Source organism: Kocuria sp. p3-SID1428 (assembly GCF_025149945.1).
Classification (GTDB): Bacteria; Actinomycetota; Actinomycetes; order Actinomycetales; family Micrococcaceae; genus Kocuria.
On sequence record NZ_JALXVH010000032.1, the window covers coordinates 11,726 to 29,931 of the forward strand.

The 18,206-nt window shown below is 71.4% G+C and carries 19 protein-coding genes and 2 tRNA genes; 8 read left to right on the top strand and 13 right to left on the bottom strand.

Features of this window, described 5'->3' with window-relative positions:
* Nucleotides 1-41: 41 nt before the first annotated feature.
* Nucleotides 42-674 (bottom strand): hypothetical protein, encoded by a 633-nt coding sequence (locus M3E84_RS08260; RefSeq protein ID WP_259895723.1) that lies wholly within the window; start codon nucleotides 672-674, stop codon nucleotides 42-44.
* A gap of 214 nt (nucleotides 675-888) precedes the next feature.
* Between M3E84_RS08260 and M3E84_RS08265 the strand changes: the two genes are divergently transcribed.
* The 7 genes from M3E84_RS08265 (at nucleotide 889) to asd (ending at nucleotide 6,932) form a co-directional block, all read left to right on the top strand.
* Complete coding sequence (locus tag M3E84_RS08265; protein ID WP_259895724.1) at nucleotides 889-1,581, top strand: response regulator transcription factor; 693 nt, start codon at nucleotides 889-891, stop codon at nucleotides 1,579-1,581.
* Between the two features lie 79 nt (nucleotides 1,582-1,660).
* Entirely contained in the window at nucleotides 1,661-2,584 is a 924-nt protein-coding gene (gene mshD, locus M3E84_RS08270; RefSeq protein ID WP_259895725.1) for a mycothiol synthase, read from the top strand.
* Nucleotides 2,585-2,765: 181 nt separating this feature from the next.
* Nucleotides 2,766-3,749 (top strand): NUDIX hydrolase, encoded by a 984-nt coding sequence (locus tag M3E84_RS08275; protein ID WP_259895726.1) that lies wholly within the window; start codon nucleotides 2,766-2,768, stop codon nucleotides 3,747-3,749.
* A gap of 145 nt (nucleotides 3,750-3,894) precedes the next feature.
* Nucleotides 3,895-4,731 (top strand): thymidylate synthase, encoded by an 837-nt coding sequence (locus tag M3E84_RS08280; protein WP_006213549.1) that lies wholly within the window; start codon nucleotides 3,895-3,897, stop codon nucleotides 4,729-4,731.
* Nucleotides 4,731-5,261, top strand: a complete 531-nt coding sequence (locus M3E84_RS08285; protein WP_259895727.1) for a dihydrofolate reductase — start codon at nucleotides 4,731-4,733, stop codon at nucleotides 5,259-5,261. Before M3E84_RS08280 ends, M3E84_RS08285 begins: the two co-directional genes overlap by 1 nt.
* A gap of 109 nt (nucleotides 5,262-5,370) precedes the next feature.
* Nucleotides 5,371-5,718 carry a GNAT family N-acetyltransferase gene (locus tag M3E84_RS08290; RefSeq protein WP_259895728.1) on the top strand — a complete coding sequence of 116 codons (348 nt, stop codon included), beginning with the start codon at nucleotides 5,371-5,373 and terminating at the stop codon, nucleotides 5,716-5,718.
* 68 nt (nucleotides 5,719-5,786) lie between these two features.
* Nucleotides 5,787-6,932, top strand: coding sequence for an aspartate-semialdehyde dehydrogenase (gene asd, locus M3E84_RS08295; RefSeq protein WP_259895729.1), 1,146 nt, complete (start codon nucleotides 5,787-5,789; stop codon nucleotides 6,930-6,932).
* Nucleotides 6,933-7,036: 104 nt separating this feature from the next.
* Here the strand turns inward: asd and M3E84_RS08300 are convergent, their stop codons facing one another.
* The 11 genes from M3E84_RS08300 to M3E84_RS08350 form a co-directional block, all read right to left on the bottom strand.
* Nucleotides 7,037-7,522 carry a PGPGW domain-containing protein gene (locus tag M3E84_RS08300; protein ID WP_259895730.1) on the bottom strand — a complete coding sequence of 162 codons (486 nt, stop codon included), beginning with the start codon at nucleotides 7,520-7,522 and terminating at the stop codon, nucleotides 7,037-7,039.
* Nucleotides 7,519-8,637 carry a UDP-N-acetylmuramate dehydrogenase gene (locus tag M3E84_RS08305; protein ID WP_259895731.1) on the bottom strand — a complete coding sequence of 373 codons (1,119 nt, stop codon included), beginning with the start codon at nucleotides 8,635-8,637 and terminating at the stop codon, nucleotides 7,519-7,521. The genes M3E84_RS08300 and M3E84_RS08305 overlap by 4 nt, the downstream gene beginning before the upstream one ends.
* Before the next feature lie 19 nt (nucleotides 8,638-8,656).
* Entirely contained in the window at nucleotides 8,657-9,973 is a 1,317-nt protein-coding gene (locus M3E84_RS08310; RefSeq protein WP_259895732.1) for an MFS transporter, read from the bottom strand.
* Nucleotides 9,970-10,473: a MaoC/PaaZ C-terminal domain-containing protein gene (locus tag M3E84_RS08315; protein ID WP_259895733.1), complete on the bottom strand. Its 504-nt coding sequence runs from the start codon at nucleotides 10,471-10,473 to the stop codon at nucleotides 9,970-9,972. The genes M3E84_RS08310 and M3E84_RS08315 overlap by 4 nt, the downstream gene beginning before the upstream one ends.
* On the bottom strand, nucleotides 10,470-10,919 hold the full coding sequence (locus M3E84_RS08320) for a MaoC family dehydratase N-terminal domain-containing protein (RefSeq protein ID WP_259895734.1): 450 nt from the start codon (nucleotides 10,917-10,919) through the stop codon (nucleotides 10,470-10,472). Before M3E84_RS08320 ends, M3E84_RS08315 begins: the two co-directional genes overlap by 4 nt.
* Before the next feature lie 161 nt (nucleotides 10,920-11,080).
* Nucleotides 11,081-11,154: transfer RNA gene (locus M3E84_RS08325), tRNA-Met, on the bottom strand.
* Nucleotides 11,155-11,213: 59 nt separating this feature from the next.
* Nucleotides 11,214-11,285, bottom strand: a tRNA-Thr gene (locus tag M3E84_RS08330).
* Between the two features lie 52 nt (nucleotides 11,286-11,337).
* A complete protein-coding gene (locus tag M3E84_RS08335; RefSeq protein WP_259895735.1) occupies nucleotides 11,338-11,775 on the bottom strand; it encodes a hypothetical protein in 438 nt (145 codons plus the stop codon).
* Nucleotides 11,776-11,839: 64 nt separating this feature from the next.
* Entirely contained in the window at nucleotides 11,840-12,505 is a 666-nt protein-coding gene (locus tag M3E84_RS08340; RefSeq protein WP_259895736.1) for a response regulator transcription factor, read from the bottom strand.
* Between the two features lie 79 nt (nucleotides 12,506-12,584).
* Nucleotides 12,585-14,144 (bottom strand): HAMP domain-containing sensor histidine kinase, encoded by a 1,560-nt coding sequence (locus tag M3E84_RS08345; protein WP_259895737.1) that lies wholly within the window; start codon nucleotides 14,142-14,144, stop codon nucleotides 12,585-12,587.
* Nucleotides 14,145-14,177: 33 nt separating this feature from the next.
* Nucleotides 14,178-16,007: a DEAD/DEAH box helicase gene (locus M3E84_RS08350; protein ID WP_259895738.1), complete on the bottom strand. Its 1,830-nt coding sequence runs from the start codon at nucleotides 16,005-16,007 to the stop codon at nucleotides 14,178-14,180.
* Between the two features lie 381 nt (nucleotides 16,008-16,388).
* On the opposite strand from M3E84_RS08350, the gene M3E84_RS08355 reads away from it, so the two are divergent.
* Nucleotides 16,389-17,405 (top strand): DNA-3-methyladenine glycosylase, encoded by a 1,017-nt coding sequence (locus M3E84_RS08355; RefSeq protein WP_259895739.1) that lies wholly within the window; start codon nucleotides 16,389-16,391, stop codon nucleotides 17,403-17,405.
* A gap of 159 nt (nucleotides 17,406-17,564) precedes the next feature.
* On the opposite strand, the gene trxA is transcribed toward M3E84_RS08355, so the two are convergent.
* Nucleotides 17,565-17,957, bottom strand: coding sequence for a thioredoxin (trxA, locus tag M3E84_RS08360; protein WP_259895740.1), 393 nt, complete (start codon nucleotides 17,955-17,957; stop codon nucleotides 17,565-17,567).
* Nucleotides 17,958-18,206 lie beyond the last annotated feature (249 nt).

Below are 18,206 nucleotides of genomic sequence, written 5' to 3' on the forward strand. Positions count from 1 at the left end.
GCAGGACCAGGAAGAAGATCTCGATGGCAAGAAGCATGGGCTCAAAATACCACGGTCGCCACGATCCGAGCCGCGAACAGGGCGGTCGGGCCCAGCAGCGCGACCGGCAGGACGCTCAGCGCCAGCAGGCCGCGCTTGGGCCCGCGCTCCGGTGCAGACAGCAGCAGCCGCAGCTCCACCACGCCGATGATCACCCCCGTGAGCACACCGGGGACCACCACCATGGCCACGGGGGTGTCGCCCAAGTCCTGCAGGTGCTGGGACAGGGCGATCCATCCGGAGGCGGAGACCGCGGCGAGCACACCGGCCGTCGAGGAGATCGTGGACTCCAGCCGATGCTGCGCGCCCTCTCCGCGCACGAGCTCGGCGAGGAAGGTCGCGATCAGGGCGACCGCCACGATGGCCGGCAGCCAGGTCAGCCGCTCGCCCGCCGGCAGGGCGGAGACCACGGCGGCCAGCGCGCCGCTGAGCAGGATGATGATGCTGTGCCGGTAGCGGGCCCGGATCCCCACCGCCGAGGCCCACCCCAGGCCCAGGATCAGGCTCATGGCCCCGGCCAGCAGGTACGGCGCGATGCCCCCCGCCACGGCGGCGGCCAGCGCGAGACCCAGCACGAGGGTGGCGCACACGCCGATCGTGGCCACCTTCATGCCCGGCCGCGGCGCGGTGCTCACCTCTGTCCTGAGCGCTGTCATGGAAGACCACGATAGTTCCACCAGGCTCGCCGAGCGGACCGTGACACCGCATGGAGCCGCGAGCACTGCCCGTGGCGTGCACCCGCGTAAGCTGGCGCCGTCCCCGGGCTGCGCACGTCCCCTCGCCGGGGCCGCGCCGCGGCGAGCGCCCCATCGGGGCCGACATCTCGGAAGAAGAGGGAGTGGAGCTGGGATGACCCGGATCATCATGCTGGCCGATCCCGACCAGTCTCCGTCCGCGGTGCTCCCCGCACTGGACCTCCTCCCCCACACCGCTTCCACCCTGGATCGCAGCGCCGTCGGCGGATCCGTTCCGGAGCTGCAGCAGGCCGATCTGCTGCTGATCGACGGCCGCACCGGACTGGTCGCCGCGCGCAATCTGGCCCAGCTGCTGCGCGGCCTCGTTCCGGACAGGGCCGTGATCATGGTGCTGACCGAGGGCGGTCTGGCCGCCGTGGCGGCCACGTGGCTGGTGGACGACATCGTCCTCACCGGGGCCGGCCCGGCCGAGCTCGACGCCCGCATCCGCCTGGCGGCGGCACGCAGCCAGGCGGTCGAGGTCGCCGAGAGCCAGATGATCACCGCCGGGCCGGTCACGATCGACGAGGCCGCCTACTCCGCCCACGTGGCCGGCGAGGCGCTGAACCTGACCTACAAGGAGTTCGAGCTGCTGAAGTTCCTGGCCCAGAACGAGGGCCGCGTCTTCACCCGCAGCCAGCTGCTCTCCGAGGTCTGGGGCTACGACTACTTCGGGGGCACGCGCACCGTCGACGTCCATATCCGACGCCTGCGCGCCAAGCTCGGGGCGGATCACGAGAAGATGGTCACTACCGTGCGCAACGTGGGCTACAGCCTCGCTGCCCGCCGCACCGCGGACGGGCGCTGAGCCCGCCGCGCACATCAGCAAGGGCGCAGTCGCCCTCCCCGGACACCGCACGAGACCCGACCCCACGCAGGAGGTTCCGATGAACCGCAGCACGCATCCCATCCAGCGGCTGAGCCCCGAGCAGGCCGATCTGGACGCCGTCCTGGCTCTGGCCAGGGCCGCCGAGGACGCCGACGGCGATCCCCCGCTGTCCGATCAGACCCTGGTGGATCTGCGCACCGAGCCCGAGCGCGTGCGCCTGGCAGCGGCTTCCGAGGACGGCCGCGCACTGGCGGCGGCGGTGCTCGTGCGCTCTCGGGAGCAGGAGGCACCGGCGCTGCTCGAGGGCGTCGTCGACGCACAGCAGCGCGGCCGAGGCCTGGGGCGCCGGCTCGTCGAGACGATCCTCGAGGACCACGACGGCCCCGTGGACGCCTGGTCCCACGGCGACCACCCGGCAGCTCGGCACCTGGCGCATGCGCTGGGCTTCGAACCGGTGCGCGAGCTGCATCGCCTGCTGCGCACCGATGCCCTTCGCGAGCAGCTGCCGGAGGTCGAGCTGCCCGACGGCGTGGTCATCCGCTCCTTCGAGCTCGGCCGGGACGAGCAGGAGCTGCTGCGCATCAACGCCGCGGCCTTCGCCGATCACCCGGAGCAGGGGCAGATGAGCCTCGAGGACCTGCGCCAGCGCCAGGCCGAGTCCTGGTTCGACCCCGCCGGGCTGCTGCTGGCGGTCGAGCAGCACGATCCCGATCGCGTGCTCGGCTTCCACTGGACCAAGCAGCACCCGGCCTCCGGCCAGGAGCCGGCCCGCGGCGAGGTCTACGTGGTGGGTGTGGCCCCGGACCAGCAGGGGCGGCACCTGGGCCGGGCCCTGACCATCGCCGGGATGCGCCACCTGGCCGAGCAGGGGCTGAGCGAGATCCTGCTCTACGTGGATGCCGAGAACACCGCGGCCTTCCGGCTCTACGAGTCCCTGGGGTTCGAGCGCTGGCACGTGGACGTGATGTTCTCCCGCCGCTGAGGCCTATCTCCCGGCGCCGCGGCACGCACTCACGCCGCGTCCGGAGCCGGGCCTGTCGCCGGTTAGCATGACTGCGCGCCGCCGACGCAGCGCTGGGCGGCGACCCCTCCTTCGGCAGGCGGCCGCCGAGCGCCGGTCGCACGACGCGTGCACCCCACCACGAGAGGACCCGGAAGCCGACATGGCCAAGAACCCGGACCGACAGGCATACCGCATGACGGAGCCGTCGCCCGACACCGATGCCTCGGTGCGCGCCGCCGGATGCCTGTGCTGGCGCCTCGACGCCAGATCCGAGCTCGAGGTGCTGATCATCCACCGGCCCCGCTACGACGACTGGTCCTGGCCCAAGGGCAAGCAGGAGGATCAGGAGACGCTGCCGGAGACGGCGCACCGTGAGGTCCTCGAAGAGGTCGGGCTCGACGTCCGCCTGGGCGTCGCGCTGCCTGCGATCCGCTACCGGGTCAAAAACTCGGAGAAGCACGTCCATTACTGGAGCGCGGAGGTCGCTGCGCAGGATCGCCCGAAGGCCGACGGCCACGAGGTCGACCGGCTGGAGTGGGTCAGCGCTGATCGTGCCCGTGAGCTGCTGAGCAACCGGACCGACCTGGAGCCGCTAGAGCGCCTGGTCGAGCTGCACGAAGCCGGGGATCTGGCCGTGCGCCCCGTCATCATCGTGCGACACGCGAAGGCCAAGCCGCGCTCGTCGTGGTCGCGCCCCGAGGGCGACCGCCCCCTGGCCGCCACGGGCAAGCGACAGGCCATGGCGGTCACGCGCCTGCTCGAGGTCTGGTCCCCGAAGCGCGTGGTGAGCTCGCCGTGGCTGCGGTGCCTGTCCACCGTGACTCCGTACGCGCGCGCGGCCGGGCTCAAGCTCAAGGAGAAGCCGCAGCTGACCGAGGCCGCCCACAAGCGGCGCCCGGCCAAGGCGGGCGCCGTGGTGGAGTCCCTGTTCGACAAGGAGCCCTCGGCGGCGCTGTGCACCCACCGGCCCGTGCTGCCCACCGTCCTGCGCGTGCTGCGCGGCCGGCTCGATCCGCAGCTGCGCTCGATCCTGCCGGAGGAGGATCCCTACCTGGCCCCCGGCGAGATGATCGTGCTGCAGGTCTCGCGCAAGCACCGCCGCCGCGTGGTGACGGTCGAGATCGTCAAGCCGTTCGACGACTGACCCGAAGGCCGCACCATCTTCCGTCCGGGGCGGCCGGCCGCGCCGTCTCGCCGCATGAGCGCCGCGCGGAAGAACCGCGCCCTCGGCAGCGCTGACGACACCGCAGCCGACACGCACGAGACCCCGCACCTGGAGGCGACCCCACGTGAGCCCGAACCCGTCCACGGCCATCCCGACCCCCTACGAGGACCTCCTGCGCGAGGTCATGGCCGATGGCGTGCACACCTCCGATCGCACCGGCACGGGCACCCGCTCCGTGTTCGGGCGCCAGATCCGCTACGACCTCTCGCAGGGCTTCCCGCTGCTGACGACCAAGCGCGTGCACTTCCGCTCGGTGGCCCTGGAGCTGCTGTGGTTCCTGCGCGGGTCCTCGAACGTGCGCTGGCTGCAGGAGCGCGGCGTGAGCATCTGGGACGAGTGGGCCGACGCCGACGGCGAGCTCGGCCCCGTCTACGGAGTCCAGTGGCGCTCGTGGCCGGCCCCCGACGGCAGCGGCATCGACCAGATCGCCCGGGTGGTGGACTCGATCCGCACAAACCCCTATTCGCGCCGCCACATCGTCAGCGCCTGGAACCCGGCGGAGGTCGATCAGATGGCCCTGCCCCCGTGCCACGCGCTCTTCCAGTTCCACGTGCAGCCGCAGCAGGACGGTCCGGGACGGCTGTCGTGCCAGCTCTACCAGCGCTCGGCGGACATGTTCCTGGGGGTCCCTTTCAACATCGCCTCCTACGCGCTGCTGACCCACATGATCGCCCAGCAGACCGATCTGGTGCCCGGGGACTTCGTGTGGACCGGCGGCGACGTCCACGTCTACGACAACCACGTGGAGCAGGTGCAGCGCCAGCTCGCCCGCGAGCCGTACCCGTATCCGCGGCTGCGCTTCGCACGCAGGCCGGAGGACCTCTTCAGCTACGACTTCGAGGACTTCGTCCTCGAGGGCTATGAGCACCACCCCGGGATCAAGGCCCCGGTGGCGGTCTGATGCCCGCCCCGCGCCTATCCGCGATCTGGGCCCAGACCCCCGACGGGGTAATGGGCCGCGACGGCGGCATGCCGTGGCACCTGCCCGAGGACCTGGCTCATTTCAAGGCCACCACCCAGGGCCATCCCGTGCTCATGGGCCGGCGCACCTGGGAGTCCTTCCCCGAGCGCTTCCGCCCCCTGCCGGGCCGGACCAACGTGGTCGTGACCTCCCGCCCCGAGGACCCGGGGCTGCAGGCGGACCCGCACGAGGACGGCACCGCGGTCATCGCGGTGAGCTCGTGGCGCGAGGCCGTGCGCGCCGGCGCCGAGGCACCGGGCGGCGAGCACCTGTGGGTCATCGGCGGGGCGCGCCTGCTCGAGGACGCCATGCCCGAGCTCGAGCACGCGGTCGTGACGGTGATCGAGATCGACGAGCCCGGAGACACCCGCGCACCCCGTCTGGAGACCCCGTGGCGGCTGGAGCGCCGCGACGAGGACCGCCTCTCGCGCACAGGGCTGCGCTGGCACGTGGAGCACTGGCGGCGCTGATCCGCCGCGCCGTCGTCGCGGCCGATAGAGTGGTGCGCACCATATTCATGGCCGACCCGGGGCCCCGTCGATGGCGCGGGGACCGGCAGCGGCCGGGCAGGAGGCCCTCGTGAGCACCCAGCAGGACGTCCCGGACGATGCGCAGCGCCCCGAGCCGGAGATCCACGACGAGCCGGGTCTGCGCCTGGTCGACAACACCACCAGCGGGCGCGTGGAGCTGTGGCTCGACCAGACCTTCATCGGGTTCGAGGGCGTCGAGAAGCACCCGGACGGCACGCTCGAGCTGCAGCACACGATCATCGACGAGCGCCACGGCCGCCAGGGCTACGCCCGCACGCTCGTGACGCTCCTGCTGGAGGCCTGCCAGGCGGCCGGCGTGCTGGTGCGTCCCACCTGCACCTACGTCCAGGACTACCTGGAGCGCTTCCCGCAGTACCGCTCAGCCGTCGCGGACTGAGCCCTCTCGGGCCTCGGAGCCCGGACAAGGAATCGCAACGGTCCCTTGACGCCGCCTAGACTGGGACGATGACCATCGATCACAGCTCCGCACCCGCCGTCGGCTTCGTCGGATGGCGCGGGATGGTCGGCTCCGTCCTCATGGACCGCATGCGCGCCGAGGGCGACTTCGCCGACATCCAGCCCGTCTTCTTCTCGACCTCCTCCCCCGGGGCCCCCGCTCCGCAGATCGAGGGCCTCGGCGACACCGGGGTCCTCCAGGACGCGAACGACATCGAGGCTCTTCGGCGCCTGCCGATCATCGTGACCGCCCAGGGCGGCGGCTACACCTCCGAGGTCCACCGGACGCTGCGCGAGACCGGATGGGACGGCCTGTGGATCGACGCCGCCTCGACCCTGCGCATGGAGGACAGCTCGGTCATCGTGCTGGACCCCGTGAACCGCGACGTCATCGAGGCAGCGCTGGCCGGCGGCACCAAGGACTTCGTGGGCGGCAACTGCACCGTGTCCTGCATGCTCATGGGCCTGGGCGGACTGTTCCGCAGCGGGCTCGTCGAATGGGCCACCTCCATGACGTATCAGGCGGCCTCCGGCGGCGGCGCCCGTCACATGCGCGAGGTCCTGCGCCAGTTCGGCGACCTCTCCTCGGCCGTGTCCGACGAGCTCGCCGATCCGGCCTCGGCCATCCTGGAGATCGATCGCAGGGTCCTGGAGACCCAGCGCTCCGGGCAGCTCGACGTCGAGCAGTTCGGCGTGCCGCTGGCCGGCTCCCTCATCCCCTGGATCGACGCCGATCTGGGCAACGGCCAGTCCCGCGAGGAGTGGAAGGCCGAGAAGGAGACCAACAAGATCCTGGGCCTGTCCGGCGACGACCAGATCGCGATCGACGGGCTGTGCGTGCGCATCGCCGCCATGCGCTCGCACTCGCAGGCGCTGACCATCAAGCTCACCGAGGACGTCCCCGTCGAGGAGATCGAGCGGATCCTCGACGCCGACAACGAATGGGCCACCGTGGTGCCGAACGAGAAGGAGGCCTCCATGAACGGACTGACCCCCGTCTCGGCCTCCGGCTCGCTGCAGATACCCGTGGGGCGCCTGCGCAAGATGTCCATGGGCCCGCAGTACCTCTCGGCCTTCACGGTGGGCGACCAGCTGCTGTGGGGCGCGGCCGAGCCGCTGCGCCGCATGCTGCGCATCGCCATCGGAGCGCTGTGAGGCGCACGCGGCGCTGAGCACCGCCGCTCGTCCCGGTGCGGCCCCTCGGGGCCGCGGATGCACCGCCCTGCGCGCCGACCACGAGCGGCTCGAGCAGCCCCTCGTCAGGCACCCGGGGCTGCATTATGAGGGCCGCCGCGCACGCGGCGGCCCTCTCGCTGCGCCTGGGCCGCCTCCTCAGCTCGACGGGAGCGCTCCGCGGCTCCGGAGAGGCACCAGCGCCACCAGCTCGCCGCACGCGTGCCCTTCCACCAGGTCCACAGGCGGGTCACCTGGTGCAGCGCCCAGTGGTTGAGCCGCTCGGCCCAGGCGAACTCGAGCGACCACACGCCGATGCCGAGGAACACGAACAGCCAGCCCGGCCCCGGGATGAACCACATGATCACCCCGGCCATCAGCAGGACGAATCCCGCCACGGAGATCAGCCCGACCACCAGCGTGCGCCGCAGGCGGGATCCTCGGTGCGACCAGTCCTGGAACGCGCGCATCCGCCGCCGAATCGGGTGGCTGTGGCTCTGACCGCGGCGGATCTCGTCGGCCAGGTCCTCGCCCTGCGGCGGAACCTCGGCGAGAGGCTCCTGCGGGGTCACAGGCGGAAGCCCACCATCACCGGCTCGGGCACCAGCTGCACGCCGAAGGCCTCCTGGACTCCGTCGCGCACGGTGCGGGCCAGGGCCTCCACGTCCGAGGCGCTGGCCGAGCCGCGATTGGTCATGGCCAGGGTGTGCTTGGTCGACACGGCGGCTCGGCCCTGGGCCACATCCGGGCCCTCGCGCCCGAGGCGCTCATTGCGCGTGCCGGGCAGCCCGAAGCCCTTGCCGAACCCCGAGCGATCGATCAGCCAGGCCGCCGAGAGCTTCAGCCGGCCCTCGACGGGCGAGCCGGTGCCGTCGAGCACCGGGTAGCGCGGGGCATCGGCCGGCAGAAGCCGCTCGGCCTCCTCGGCATCGACGATGGGGTTGGTGAAGAACGACCCGGTGCTGAAGGTGTCCGGGTCCTGCGGGTCCAGGACCATGCCCTTGGAGGCACGCAGCTCCAAAACGGTCCGGCGGACCTGGGCCAGATCCGCGCTGGCGCCGACCTGCACCCCCAGGGCGTCGGCCAGCTGGCCGTACTGGACGGGAGAAGATTCCGCGCCCTGGGCCAGGCGGAAGCCGACCTCCAGGACCACGTAGCGCGGCGAGCCGGACTCGGTGGTGCGCTTGAGCAGGGAGTCGCGGTAGGCGAACTCGAGCTCGGCAGCCGCGAACTCGCGGACCTGCTGCGCATGCCGATCCCAGGTGCGCACGCGCACGATCGTGCGGGAGACCTCCGCGCCGTAGGCCCCCACGTTCTGCACCGGAGTGGCCCCTGCAGTGCCCGGGATGCCGGACAGGGCCTCGAGGCCCACCAGCCCGCGGGAGACGGTCTGCTCGACGACGTCGTCCCAGGCATGCCCCGCCTGCACGGTCACGATCACGGAGCCGTCGTCCGCCGGGTCCGAGACCTCGAGGCCCTGCGAGGCCAGGTGCACCACCACGCCGTCGAAGCCGTCATCACCGACCAGCAGGTTGGAGCCCCCGCCGACGAGCAGCACGGGCCTGCCCTGCTGATCGGCGGCGCGGACGGCGTCGACGATCTCCTGCTGGCTGCTCGCGCGGATCAGTGCCCCGACGGGGCCGCCGATGCGGGTGGTGGTCAGCGTGGAGAGCTCGGGGGAAGTCATGCCCCCGATCCTAACGACCTCAGGCCGAGGCACCTGCTGCCCGCACGGCGGGAGCCGGAGGACGCAGGTTCGAGACCAGCAGCATCGAGACGATCACGAAGACCATCACGAAGCCCAGGGCGCCGCGCACGCCTACGAGCTCGCCGAGCAGCCCCAGCAGCGGCGGACCGCCGAGGAACGCGCCGTAGCCGATGGTCGAGACCACCGAGACGTTGGCGGCGGCCCGACGGGGGTCATCAGCGGCGGCGGACATGCCCACGGGGAAGCCGAGGGAGGCGCCGAGGCCCCACAGGAACAGCGCGATCATCCCGGCGGACAGCGACGGCGAGAAGACGAAGACGCCCAGCCCTGTCAGTGCCAGCGCACAGGCCGTGCGCAGCACCGCGAGACGGCCGAACCGGTCGATCAGCCAGGTGCCGCTGAGCCGGCCGGTGGTCATGGCGGCCACGAAGATGCCGTAGCCGATCGCGCCCAGGTGCGCCGGGGCCTGGTAGCCGTCGGTGATGGCCAGGGCCACCCAGTCGTTGGCCGCGCCCTCCGTCAGCGCCATGCCGAGCACGAAGATCCCGACCAGCACGGTGCGCCTATCGCGCCAGGCATCCCCGACGCCGTACACCGAGTGCTGAGCGGCCTGGGTGATGGAGTCCCGTCCACGGCCCTCAGAGGCCAGATCGATCTGCTGCATGGTGCCCGTGATGATGGGCACCTGCGAGGAGACCGGGCTCAGGTCTGCGCCGACTCGACGCTCCCCCTGGAACCTCGGCAGCGCCAGGGCCACCAGCAGACCCATCACCAGGGCCATGCCGCCCACGTGCCACACCACGGGCACGCCGCCGGCGGTGGCGATCGAGCCCACGACGGCGCCAGTCACCGTGCCGATCGAGAAGAACGCGTGCATCAGCGGCATGATGCTGCGGCCCATGGCTGTCTCGAGAGCGCTGCCCTCCACGTTGGCGGCCACGTTCCAGGTGGCGGAACCCAGGCCGAAGAGCAGCATGCCCACGGCGGTCACCAGGACCCAGCCGAAGACGCTGACGCCCACGCCGATCAGGATCATGCCCGCCACGACCATGGATGCGGTGACGGCGATGGTGCGCTTGGCCCCCAGCCGCATCACGGTCATGCCCGAGGTGGACACCGAGGCGAACGCCGCGATGGTCTGCGTGAGCAGCAGCGCCCCCATGGCCGCCGGGCCCAGCTCGAGCCGCTCGGAGATCGCGGGGATGCGGGTGAGCCACGCGGAGATGCCGATGCCCGAGGCGAAGTAGATCGCGAAGACGCTGATGCGCCACGGGCGCAGACTGGACGGCTCAGGCTTCGTGCGCCCCCGGGTCAACGGCAGACCACCACCGCCTGCGCCTTGACCAGGACCTTCTGCGAGGCCGCCTCAGCGGGATCGGCCTGCGGGTCCGAGAGATCGGGGGCCGAGACGGTCAGGTCGATCCGGGCGGTGCCGGCCTGCTCGTCCAGGGCGCCCACGACGCCGACGATGCTCAGCGTGGTGGACGGCTGGATCTCGGCGGCACCCTCGCGGACGCCGTTCGGCACCACGACCGGCTTGGTGAAGCGGGTCTGGACGTCGACGACGCGCCCCGGATCCCCCGCCCAGTCGGCCACGAGCTGCATGGCGGCACCCATGGTCAGCATGCCGTGGGCGATGACGTCCGGCAGGCCCACGGAGACGGCGAACTCCTGGTTCCAGTGGATGGGGTTGAAGTCCCCGGAGGCGGCGGCGTAGCGCACGAGATCGGCGCGGGAGAGCTGGAGGTCGCGGCGAGCGACCTCCTGGCCCTTCTCGAGCTGGGCGAGCACCGGAGCGGTGTCTGCAGCGGTCACTGGTCCTCTCCTCTCACCAGCAGGGACGAGCGCGCGGTGGAGACCGGCTGGCCCTGGCGGTCGGTGATCTCGGTGCGGAACGTCACCATGGCCCCGGCGCCGACGGCGCGCACGGCATCGACGGTCGTGGCCGCGACGAGCTCGTCGCCGACGACGATGGGGCGGGCGTGGGTGAAGCGCTGATCGGCGTGCACGACGCGGGAGAAGTCGATCCCGGCCTCCGGGTCCGCCACCACGGCGGCCTCCGCGCGCTGGGCGACGATGATCGCGAAGGTCGGCGGGGCGAGGAGGTCCGCATGGCCCAGAGCGCGAGCTGCCTCCGGGTCCGTGTGGGCCGGGTCCTGCGCGAAGACGGCCGCGGTGAACGCGCGCACGGCCTCCCGCGAGACGGTGTAGAGCTCGATGGCCGGATATGTCCGACCGACGAGCTCGGGGCTGATGGCCATGGCGGTGCAACCTCCCGTGGGTGCGCGGGCCCGATCCTGCGGCCGCTGACGGATTCTCGGGGACGAGGCATCGGAGGCTGCACCGGGAAGGCGCCCGCACCGCTGCCCCTGCAATAGGAGAAGCCCGCGATCCGAGTGGGGATCACGGGCTTCATCTTCCGTAGCGGTGGACGGGCTCGATCCGTCGACCTCACGATTATGAGTCGTGCGCTCTAACCAGCTGAGCTACACCGCCAGGAGAGACGATGACGCCCGCATCCCCGTCATGACGCGGATGCGGGCCCTCATCTCGAGAGCCCCGACCGGGAATCGATCCCGGGACCTCCATCTTACCAAGATGGCGCTCTACCACTGAGCTATCGGGGCAACGCGGAATACTGTACAGCACACCTGGCTGAGACATGAAATCGGAGCCGGCTCAGTCATCATCCCAGTCGTCGTCGTAGTCGTTGTCGTAGTCGCCGTCCGCATCGTCGTCCCAGTCGTCGTCGTAGCCCTGGGACTGCTCGAGCGGGACGGGAACGGGGACGGGCTCCTGCGCCGGAGCCGGAGCAGGCGTCGCGGCCGGCTGCTGCCCTTCCCGGGTCGGCTGCGAGGTGGCCTCCACCCGTGACGGCTCCGACGACGGCTGCGCCGAGGCCTCCTGCGACGGACCCGCAGAAGGATCCTGCGAGGCAGCGGACGAGGAGTCGTCCTCGGCCGGCTCGCTCGTGGCGCCGTCCTCGGGATCCTCGCTGCTGCCGACGCCGTCGCGCAGGACCTCGGTCTCCGGGGCCGCAGGGCCCGCAGAGGCCCACAGGGCGACGGCGAGGATCGAGGCGACGATCAGGGCGAGGGCGGACCAGAGGATGCGCATGTCCCCACAATGGCCTCCGCACGTGAGACGAGCATGAGGACCGCCTCGCTCGGCGCCGATCGGCTCAGATCTCCGCGAGCCTGTAGCCGGCCCCGCGCACCGTGATGATCCGCTCGGGCCCGAGCTTGTTGCGCAGGTAGCGCACGTAGACGTCCACCACGTTCGAGGAGCCCTCGAAGTCGTAGCCCCAGACCTTGTTCAGCAGCAGGTCGCGGGTGAGCACCTGGCCCGTGTTCTCGAGGAGCACCTGGGCCATCGAGAACTCGCGGGCCGACAGGGCGATCTCCTGGTCGTGGACGAACGCGCAGCGCCGCGAGATGTCCAGCGTCAGGCCCCCGGCGGTGAGCCTGACGTCGTCCCCGGCGGAGCCCGTCTGACGCAGGCGCGCCTTCACCCGCGCCAGCAGCTCGGCGAAGCGGAAGGGCTTGGCCAGGTAGTCATCGGCCCCGGAGTCCAGGCCCTGCACGGTGTCCTCCACCGAGTCCCGAGCCGTGCACATGATCACGGGCATTCCGGAGCCGCCGGCGCGCAGCTCGGCGAGCACCTGGAAGCCGTCGAGCCCGGGCAGTCCGACGTCGAGCACGAGGAGGTCGTAGACGCCGGTGCTGGCCAGATCCAGGGCCTCGACGCCGTCCTCGACGACCGCGGTCTCGTAGCCGGAGGCGCGCAGTCCTTTCTGGATGAAGCGGGAGATCCGCTCCTCGTCCTCCGCGATCAGGATATTGGCCATCTCCCGGTCCCTTCCTGGTGTCGTGACTGCCGCGAGGCTCTCCCGCTCGGGGGCAGGCTCGCACAGGAAGATGAGGGGATCAGGAGAGAGATTCGACCGGCGTCTCGGCGGGCTCCGGCGAGGGCCCGCCCTCCGGCAGCATCAGGGTGAACTGAGAGCCCGCGCCGCGCGACGAGCGCAGCGCGACCCGCCCGCCGTGCCCGCGCGCGATGGCCTCGACGATGGCCAGGCCCAGCCCGGAGCCCTCGACCGTGCGCCCCGCCGAGGCCCGGCCGAAGCGCTCGAAGATCCGGGCCTGATCCCCCACATCGATGCCGGCGCCGGTGTCGCGCACCCACAGCTGCAGCCGCCTGCCGCCGTCGTCGAGCTCGCCCCAGGAGGCGCCGATCGCGATGGTGTCGTCCTCGGCGCTGAACTTCACGGCGTTGGCGGCCAGCTGGATGACGGCCTGCATGAGCCGTTCGCGGTCGGCCACCAGCAGGCCCTCGCAGCGGGAGTCGACCCGCCAGCGGCGCTGCCCGGATAGGGCCGAGATCCGCGCGAAGGCGTCGTCCAGGAAGGCGGAGACCTCGAAGGAGGCCGGGCGCACGAAGTCCGGGCGCCGCGACCGGGCCAGCATCAGGAGGTCATCGACCAGGCGGTTCATCCGCGAGATCTCGTCGAGCATCAGATCACGGGTCTCGGCGGCGTCGTGCGGATCGTGCTCGTCCATCAGCTCGAGGTTGCCGTGCAGGATGGTCAGCGGCGTGCGCAGCTCGTGGGCGGCATCGTCCAGGAACTGGCGCTGCTCCTCGAAGCCCTCCTGGAGTCGGTCGAGCATCCCGTTGAAGTTCTCCGCCAGGTGAGCCACGTCCGAATCCTGGCTGGGCACCTCCACGCGGCCGGAGAGATCGTTCACCGAGATCGACTCGGTGGCCTCGCGCAGCCTCGAGATCGGTGCGGTGACGCGCCCGATCAGGTAGTAGGCCACCGCTGAGGCGGCGACCAGGAACAGCAGGGAGATCATGACGTAGCGCCACCACGAGTCCAGGATCTCCTGGCGGCCCTGCGTGATGTCCGTGGCCACGACCAGGTAGCCCTCGGACGCATCGCCGTCGATGTCCACGTGGATCAGCCCGAAGCCGATGTCGCGGCCGTCGTGCTGTCCGATGGTGTGGACCGTGCGGTCCGGCTGGCCGTGCTCGCGCACGACCTCCTCGATCACGTCGTGGCTCAGGCCCTCGCCGGCCGGGCCGTCGTAGGTGTAGCGGACCTCGCCGTCGACCAGCCCCACGATGACCTCGGCAGGGGCCGGCACGGAGGTGGACATGAACGTCCACAGCAGGTGCTCGACGCTGTCGAACCGGCTGTCGAAGGCGTCCTCCGGTGCCGTCTCGGCAGGCGGGCCGGCCATGGCATCGGCCTCCGCCGAGGCGGGCCCGCGATCGAGCAGCCGCTGCAGCTCCCCGGCCTCCTGCTCGGTGCCCTGGGCCACCGAGGCCTCGAGCTGGCCATAGCGGACCCAGTGCGTGGCCGCGCCGATCGCCAGCACCGTCAGAGCGGTGATGGTCACGACCACCACGAGGGCCCGTCCACGCACCGACGTCAGCTGCCGGAGCACAGCGCCGCCCCGGGCGGCGGCGGCGGGCTCTGCGGTCATGACTCACACGATACGCAGGCCCGCCTTCTACGATCAGCGCGATCCGTGGCGCTGCGAGCCCTTCCGGCCGCCCGTGAACTTCTTGTGGCCGCCGCTGTGCTCGGGACGGGCCGAGCGGCCTCCGCGGCGGTCGTCGCCGCGGTAGCCGCCGCGATCTCCGCGGTCGCTGCGCGCGCCGCTGGACTTGGGGCCGCGGTCCTGGCGGATGTCCAGGCGCTGGCCGTTGATCTCGATGGCGCCCAGGCGGTCCAGGTCGCCGCGGGAGAGATCGTCCGGCAGCCCGATCAGGGTGAACGACGGCTTGATCTCGATCGCGCCGATGTCCGAGCCCTTGAGCCCGCCCTCGTTGGTCAGGGCGCCGACGATCGAGCCCGGAAGCGCACGGTGCTTGTGGCCCACGGCCATCCAGTACGTCGCCTTGCCCTCCTCGGAGCGCGGGGTGCGTCCGCCGCGCTCCGAGCGCTCGCCGCGATCGCGCTCCTTGCGCTTGGGCTCCGGCAGCTCCTGGGCGAAGAAGGGCTGGTCGCCCTGCGAGATGACGGCCAGGGCCGCGGCGACCTCGAGCGGGTCGACGTCGTGGTCCTCGACGTAGGAGGTGATCATCTCGCGGAAGGCCGAGAGGTCCTGGGACTCGATCGTGTCGGTGATCGACTGCCCGAACTGGTCCACGCGCGTACGGTTGACGTCCTCGACCGAGGGCATGGGCATCTGCTCGACCGACTGCTTGGTGGCCTTCTCGATCGCGCGCAGCAGGTACTTCTCCCGCGGGGTCATGAACAGGATGGCGTCCCCGGAGCGGCCGGCGCGGCCGGTGCGGCCGATGCGGTGGACGTAGGACTCGGTGTCGTGGGGGATGTCGTAGTTCACGACGAGCGAGATGCGCTCCACGTCCAGGCCACGAGCTGCGACGTCGGTGGCGACCAGGATGTCGATCTTCCCGCTGCGCAGCTGCTCCACGGACTTCTCGCGGGCCTGCTGGGGGATGTCGCCGTTGATCGCGGTGGCGGCGTGGCCGCGGGCGCGCAGCTTCTCGGCGACCTCCTCGGTCGCGGCCTTGGTGCGCACGAAGACGATGATGCCGTCGTGCTCCTCGACCTCCAGAAGGCGGGTCATGGCCTCCATCTTGTGATTGCCCATGACCTGCAGGTAGCGCTGGCGGATATTCGTGGCGGTGGAGGTCTTGGCCTTGACCGAGATCTCCTCCGGGTCACGCAGGTAGCGCTGGGCGATCTTGCGGATCGCCGGGGGCATGGTCGCCGAGAACAGGGCGACCTGCTTGTCCTCCGGGGTCTGCGACAGAATCGTCTCGACGTCCTCGGCGAAGCCCATGCGCAGCATCTCGTCGGCCTCGTCGAGCACGAGGTACTGGAGGTCGTCGAGCTTCAGCGAGCCGCGCTTGAGGTGATCGATCACGCGCCCCGGGGTGCCGACGACCACCTGAGCGCCTCGGCGCAGACCGGCCAGCTGCGGGCCGTACGACGAGCCGCCGTAGACCGGCAGGACCGTGAAGTCCTCGAGCTGGACGGCGTAGGAGGCGAAGGCCTCGCCGACCTGCAGGGCCAGCTCGCGGGTGGGGGCCAGCACGAGGACCTGCGTGGAGGTCGACGGGCCGTTGAGATCGGCCAGCTCTGCCAGCCGCGACAGGGCCGGCACCGCGAAGGCCGCGGTCTTGCCGGTGCCGGTCTGCGCCATGCCGACGACGTCGCGGCCCTCCAGCAGGACCGGGATGGTCGCCTCCTGGATGGGCGAGGGCTTCTCGTAGCCGATGGTCTCGAGCGCCGCGAGCACGCGGGCGTCGATGCCGAGCTCGGCGAAGGTGGGGGTGGTGTCCTGAATGTTCTGATCGGTGGTGTTCTCGCTCATCCGAGCTCCTCACGGGGTAGAGCGCACGACGAGGCACCGCTCGAGGAGCGATCATCGGAAGTGGCTGCACATGGCTCCGGTGCTCCCCGAGTGCGGAAGGCGTCCTGTGTCGCTGACTCCGCGCTGCTCTATGGCGCAGTGCGAGCCGGGTCTCGACGGTGGAGGCGACGGGATTCCAGCGGCCTGACAGGGCCGCCGATCACCGACGGTTGAGACGTCGGTGCACGACAGACAGATCCAGGGATGTGACCGGAAGGGTCGACCCACCTTAACCCACGTATCCGATCCGCGGCCGGGGGCGAAGGCCTTCGTGAGCAGAGACACGCAGGCCCCGACCGCGAGCCCGCTGTGCTGTCGGTGCGCTGTGCCACGATCGGCGACATGTCCGCCGGCCACACCTCGCACAGCACCGGCCGCACCCGCGTCCCGCCTCAGGACGGGCCCCTTCGACCGGGCGAGCATCGGCGGCGCTGGTCCCCGTCGGGTCCGGTGGACCTGGCGCAGTCGCTGGGGGCGCTGGCGCGCGGCGCCCAGCACACCACCGCGCAGGTCCCCTCCCCGCACCAGGCCTGGATCACCGCTCGAGTCGACGGCGCCCCGCTCACCGCCCGCTTCACCCGCACCGGGGACCAGGATCGCCTGCGTCAGGACATCGTCGTGGACGCCTGGGGCCCCGGGGCGCGCGGGTTCCTGGATGAGGCGCCGCTGTGGTGCGGGGCCCACGACGACTGGTCCGGGCTCGAGGACTCCCCCGCTTGGGAGGCGCTGCCCAGCCTCCTGCAAAGGGCACGGCACCACAGCCCCGGCCTGCGCCTGATCTCGACCGGGCGCCTCTTCGAGGCCCTGTGCTCCGCCGTGCTCGAGCAGCGCGTCACCGGCCATGAGGCCATCCGGGAGCAGCGCTGGCTGGCCCGAGCCCACGGGGACCCGGCTCCCGGACCCGCGCCGCGCGGGATGGCGGTGGCGCCCGCTGCGCAGCAGGTGCGAGCCATCCCGTCCTGGGCATGGCACCGCGCCGGAGTGGATCCGGCACGCTCGCGCTGCCTCGAGGCGATCGCTGCCCGCGGCGGCGCCCTGGCCCGCTGGAACCGCCGGCCGCTGGACGAGGATCTAGAGCGGGCGCTGCGTTCGCTGCCCGGCATCGGCCCGTGGACCGTGGCGGAGACCCTCCAGGTCACCCACGGCGACCCCGACCGCGTCAGCGTGGCGGACTACCACCTGGCGCATCACATCACCGAGTTCTTCGACGGCCGACGCGGCGACGACGACCGGATGCTCGAGCTGCTCGAACCATGGCGCGGACACCGGCAGCGGGTGGTGCGGCTGCTGGGCGTGTCGGGGTGGCGCGCACAGCGCATGGGCCCTCGGCTGGCTCCGGAGGACCACCGCAAGCACTGAGCCCGGCGTCCGCTCGGCGCCGGTCGTCCTGACCTCACTCGAGCCAGCCTCAGCGGCTGCGCAGGCCGCAGGTCCGGTCATGGACGCACATGGCGAAGGGCGCCTCCCCCTCGGGGAGACGCCCTTCCGCGCTGCGGTGCCGCCGTCCGGCCCGTCATCTCAGCTGGTCTGGTCCTCGCCGGACTCGGCTGCGGCCTGCTGCTCGGCGACCTGCTTGTGGACCTCTTCCATGTCCAGGCCCTTCACGGCCTCGACGACCTGGTCCAGTCCGGCCTCGGGCAGCGCGCCCGCCTGCGAGAAGACGAGCACGCCCTCGCGGAAAGCCATCAGCGTGGGGATGGAGCTGATCTGGGCCGATGCGGCCAGCATCTGCTGGTCCTCGGTGTCGACCTTGCCGTGCACGACGTCCTGGTGCTTCTCCGAGGACGCCTCGAAAGTCGGTGCGAACTGCTTGCAGGGCCCGCACCAGTCCGCCCACCAGTCCAGCAGGACGATGTCGTTCTGGGTGAGGGTCTCCTGCAGGTTCTCCTGCGTGATCTCAACGGTAGCCATGCGTTGCACCCTACGGACCCGTCGTCGTCGCGTCAGCCGCGGTTCGCCCTCGGTGGACAGCTCCTCCGCTGCTCGGGGGACGCCGCAGTCACGGCGGGTGACACGTATGCATTCCATCAGCGCTGACGAGGTGCGCATCTGTCACCAACCCGCAGCGCGACAGCATGAGGAGCCTGCCGATCACGCCGTGCTCAGCGCTCGTGCGGCGTACACGCGCCCCGACCGGACGCCCCACGGCCTTGAAACCCA

What these genes read in the sequence shown, in the direction of transcription:
- M3E84_RS08265 (WP_259895724.1), top strand. Translation starts at nt 889, where the DNA reads ATGACCCGGATCATCATGCTGGCCGATCCCGACCAGTCTCCGTCCGCG.
- mshD (WP_259895725.1), top strand. Translation starts at nt 1,661, where the DNA reads ATGAACCGCAGCACGCATCCCATCCAGCGGCTGAGCCCCGAGCAGGCC.
- M3E84_RS08275 (WP_259895726.1), top strand. Translation starts at nt 2,766, where the DNA reads ATGGCCAAGAACCCGGACCGACAGGCATACCGCATGACGGAGCCGTCG.
- M3E84_RS08285 (WP_259895727.1), top strand. Translation starts at nt 4,731, where the DNA reads ATGCCCGCCCCGCGCCTATCCGCGATCTGGGCCCAGACCCCCGACGGG.
- asd (WP_259895729.1), top strand. Translation starts at nt 5,787, where the DNA reads ATGACCATCGATCACAGCTCCGCACCCGCCGTCGGCTTCGTCGGATGG.
- M3E84_RS08305 (WP_259895731.1), bottom strand. Translation starts at nt 8,637, where the DNA reads ATGACTTCCCCCGAGCTCTCCACGCTGACCACCACCCGCATCGGCGGC.
- M3E84_RS08320 (WP_259895734.1), bottom strand. Translation starts at nt 10,919, where the DNA reads ATGGCCATCAGCCCCGAGCTCGTCGGTCGGACATATCCGGCCATCGAG.
- M3E84_RS08335 (WP_259895735.1), bottom strand. Translation starts at nt 11,775, where the DNA reads ATGCGCATCCTCTGGTCCGCCCTCGCCCTGATCGTCGCCTCGATCCTC.
- M3E84_RS08340 (WP_259895736.1), bottom strand. Translation starts at nt 12,505, where the DNA reads ATGGCCAATATCCTGATCGCGGAGGACGAGGAGCGGATCTCCCGCTTC.
- M3E84_RS08345 (WP_259895737.1), bottom strand. Translation starts at nt 14,144, where the DNA reads ATGACCGCAGAGCCCGCCGCCGCCGCCCGGGGCGGCGCTGTGCTCCGG.
- M3E84_RS08350 (WP_259895738.1), bottom strand. Translation starts at nt 16,007, where the DNA reads ATGAGCGAGAACACCACCGATCAGAACATTCAGGACACCACCCCCACC.
- M3E84_RS08355 (WP_259895739.1), top strand. Translation starts at nt 16,389, where the DNA reads ATGTCCGCCGGCCACACCTCGCACAGCACCGGCCGCACCCGCGTCCCG.
- trxA (WP_259895740.1), bottom strand. Translation starts at nt 17,957, where the DNA reads ATGGCTACCGTTGAGATCACGCAGGAGAACCTGCAGGAGACCCTCACC.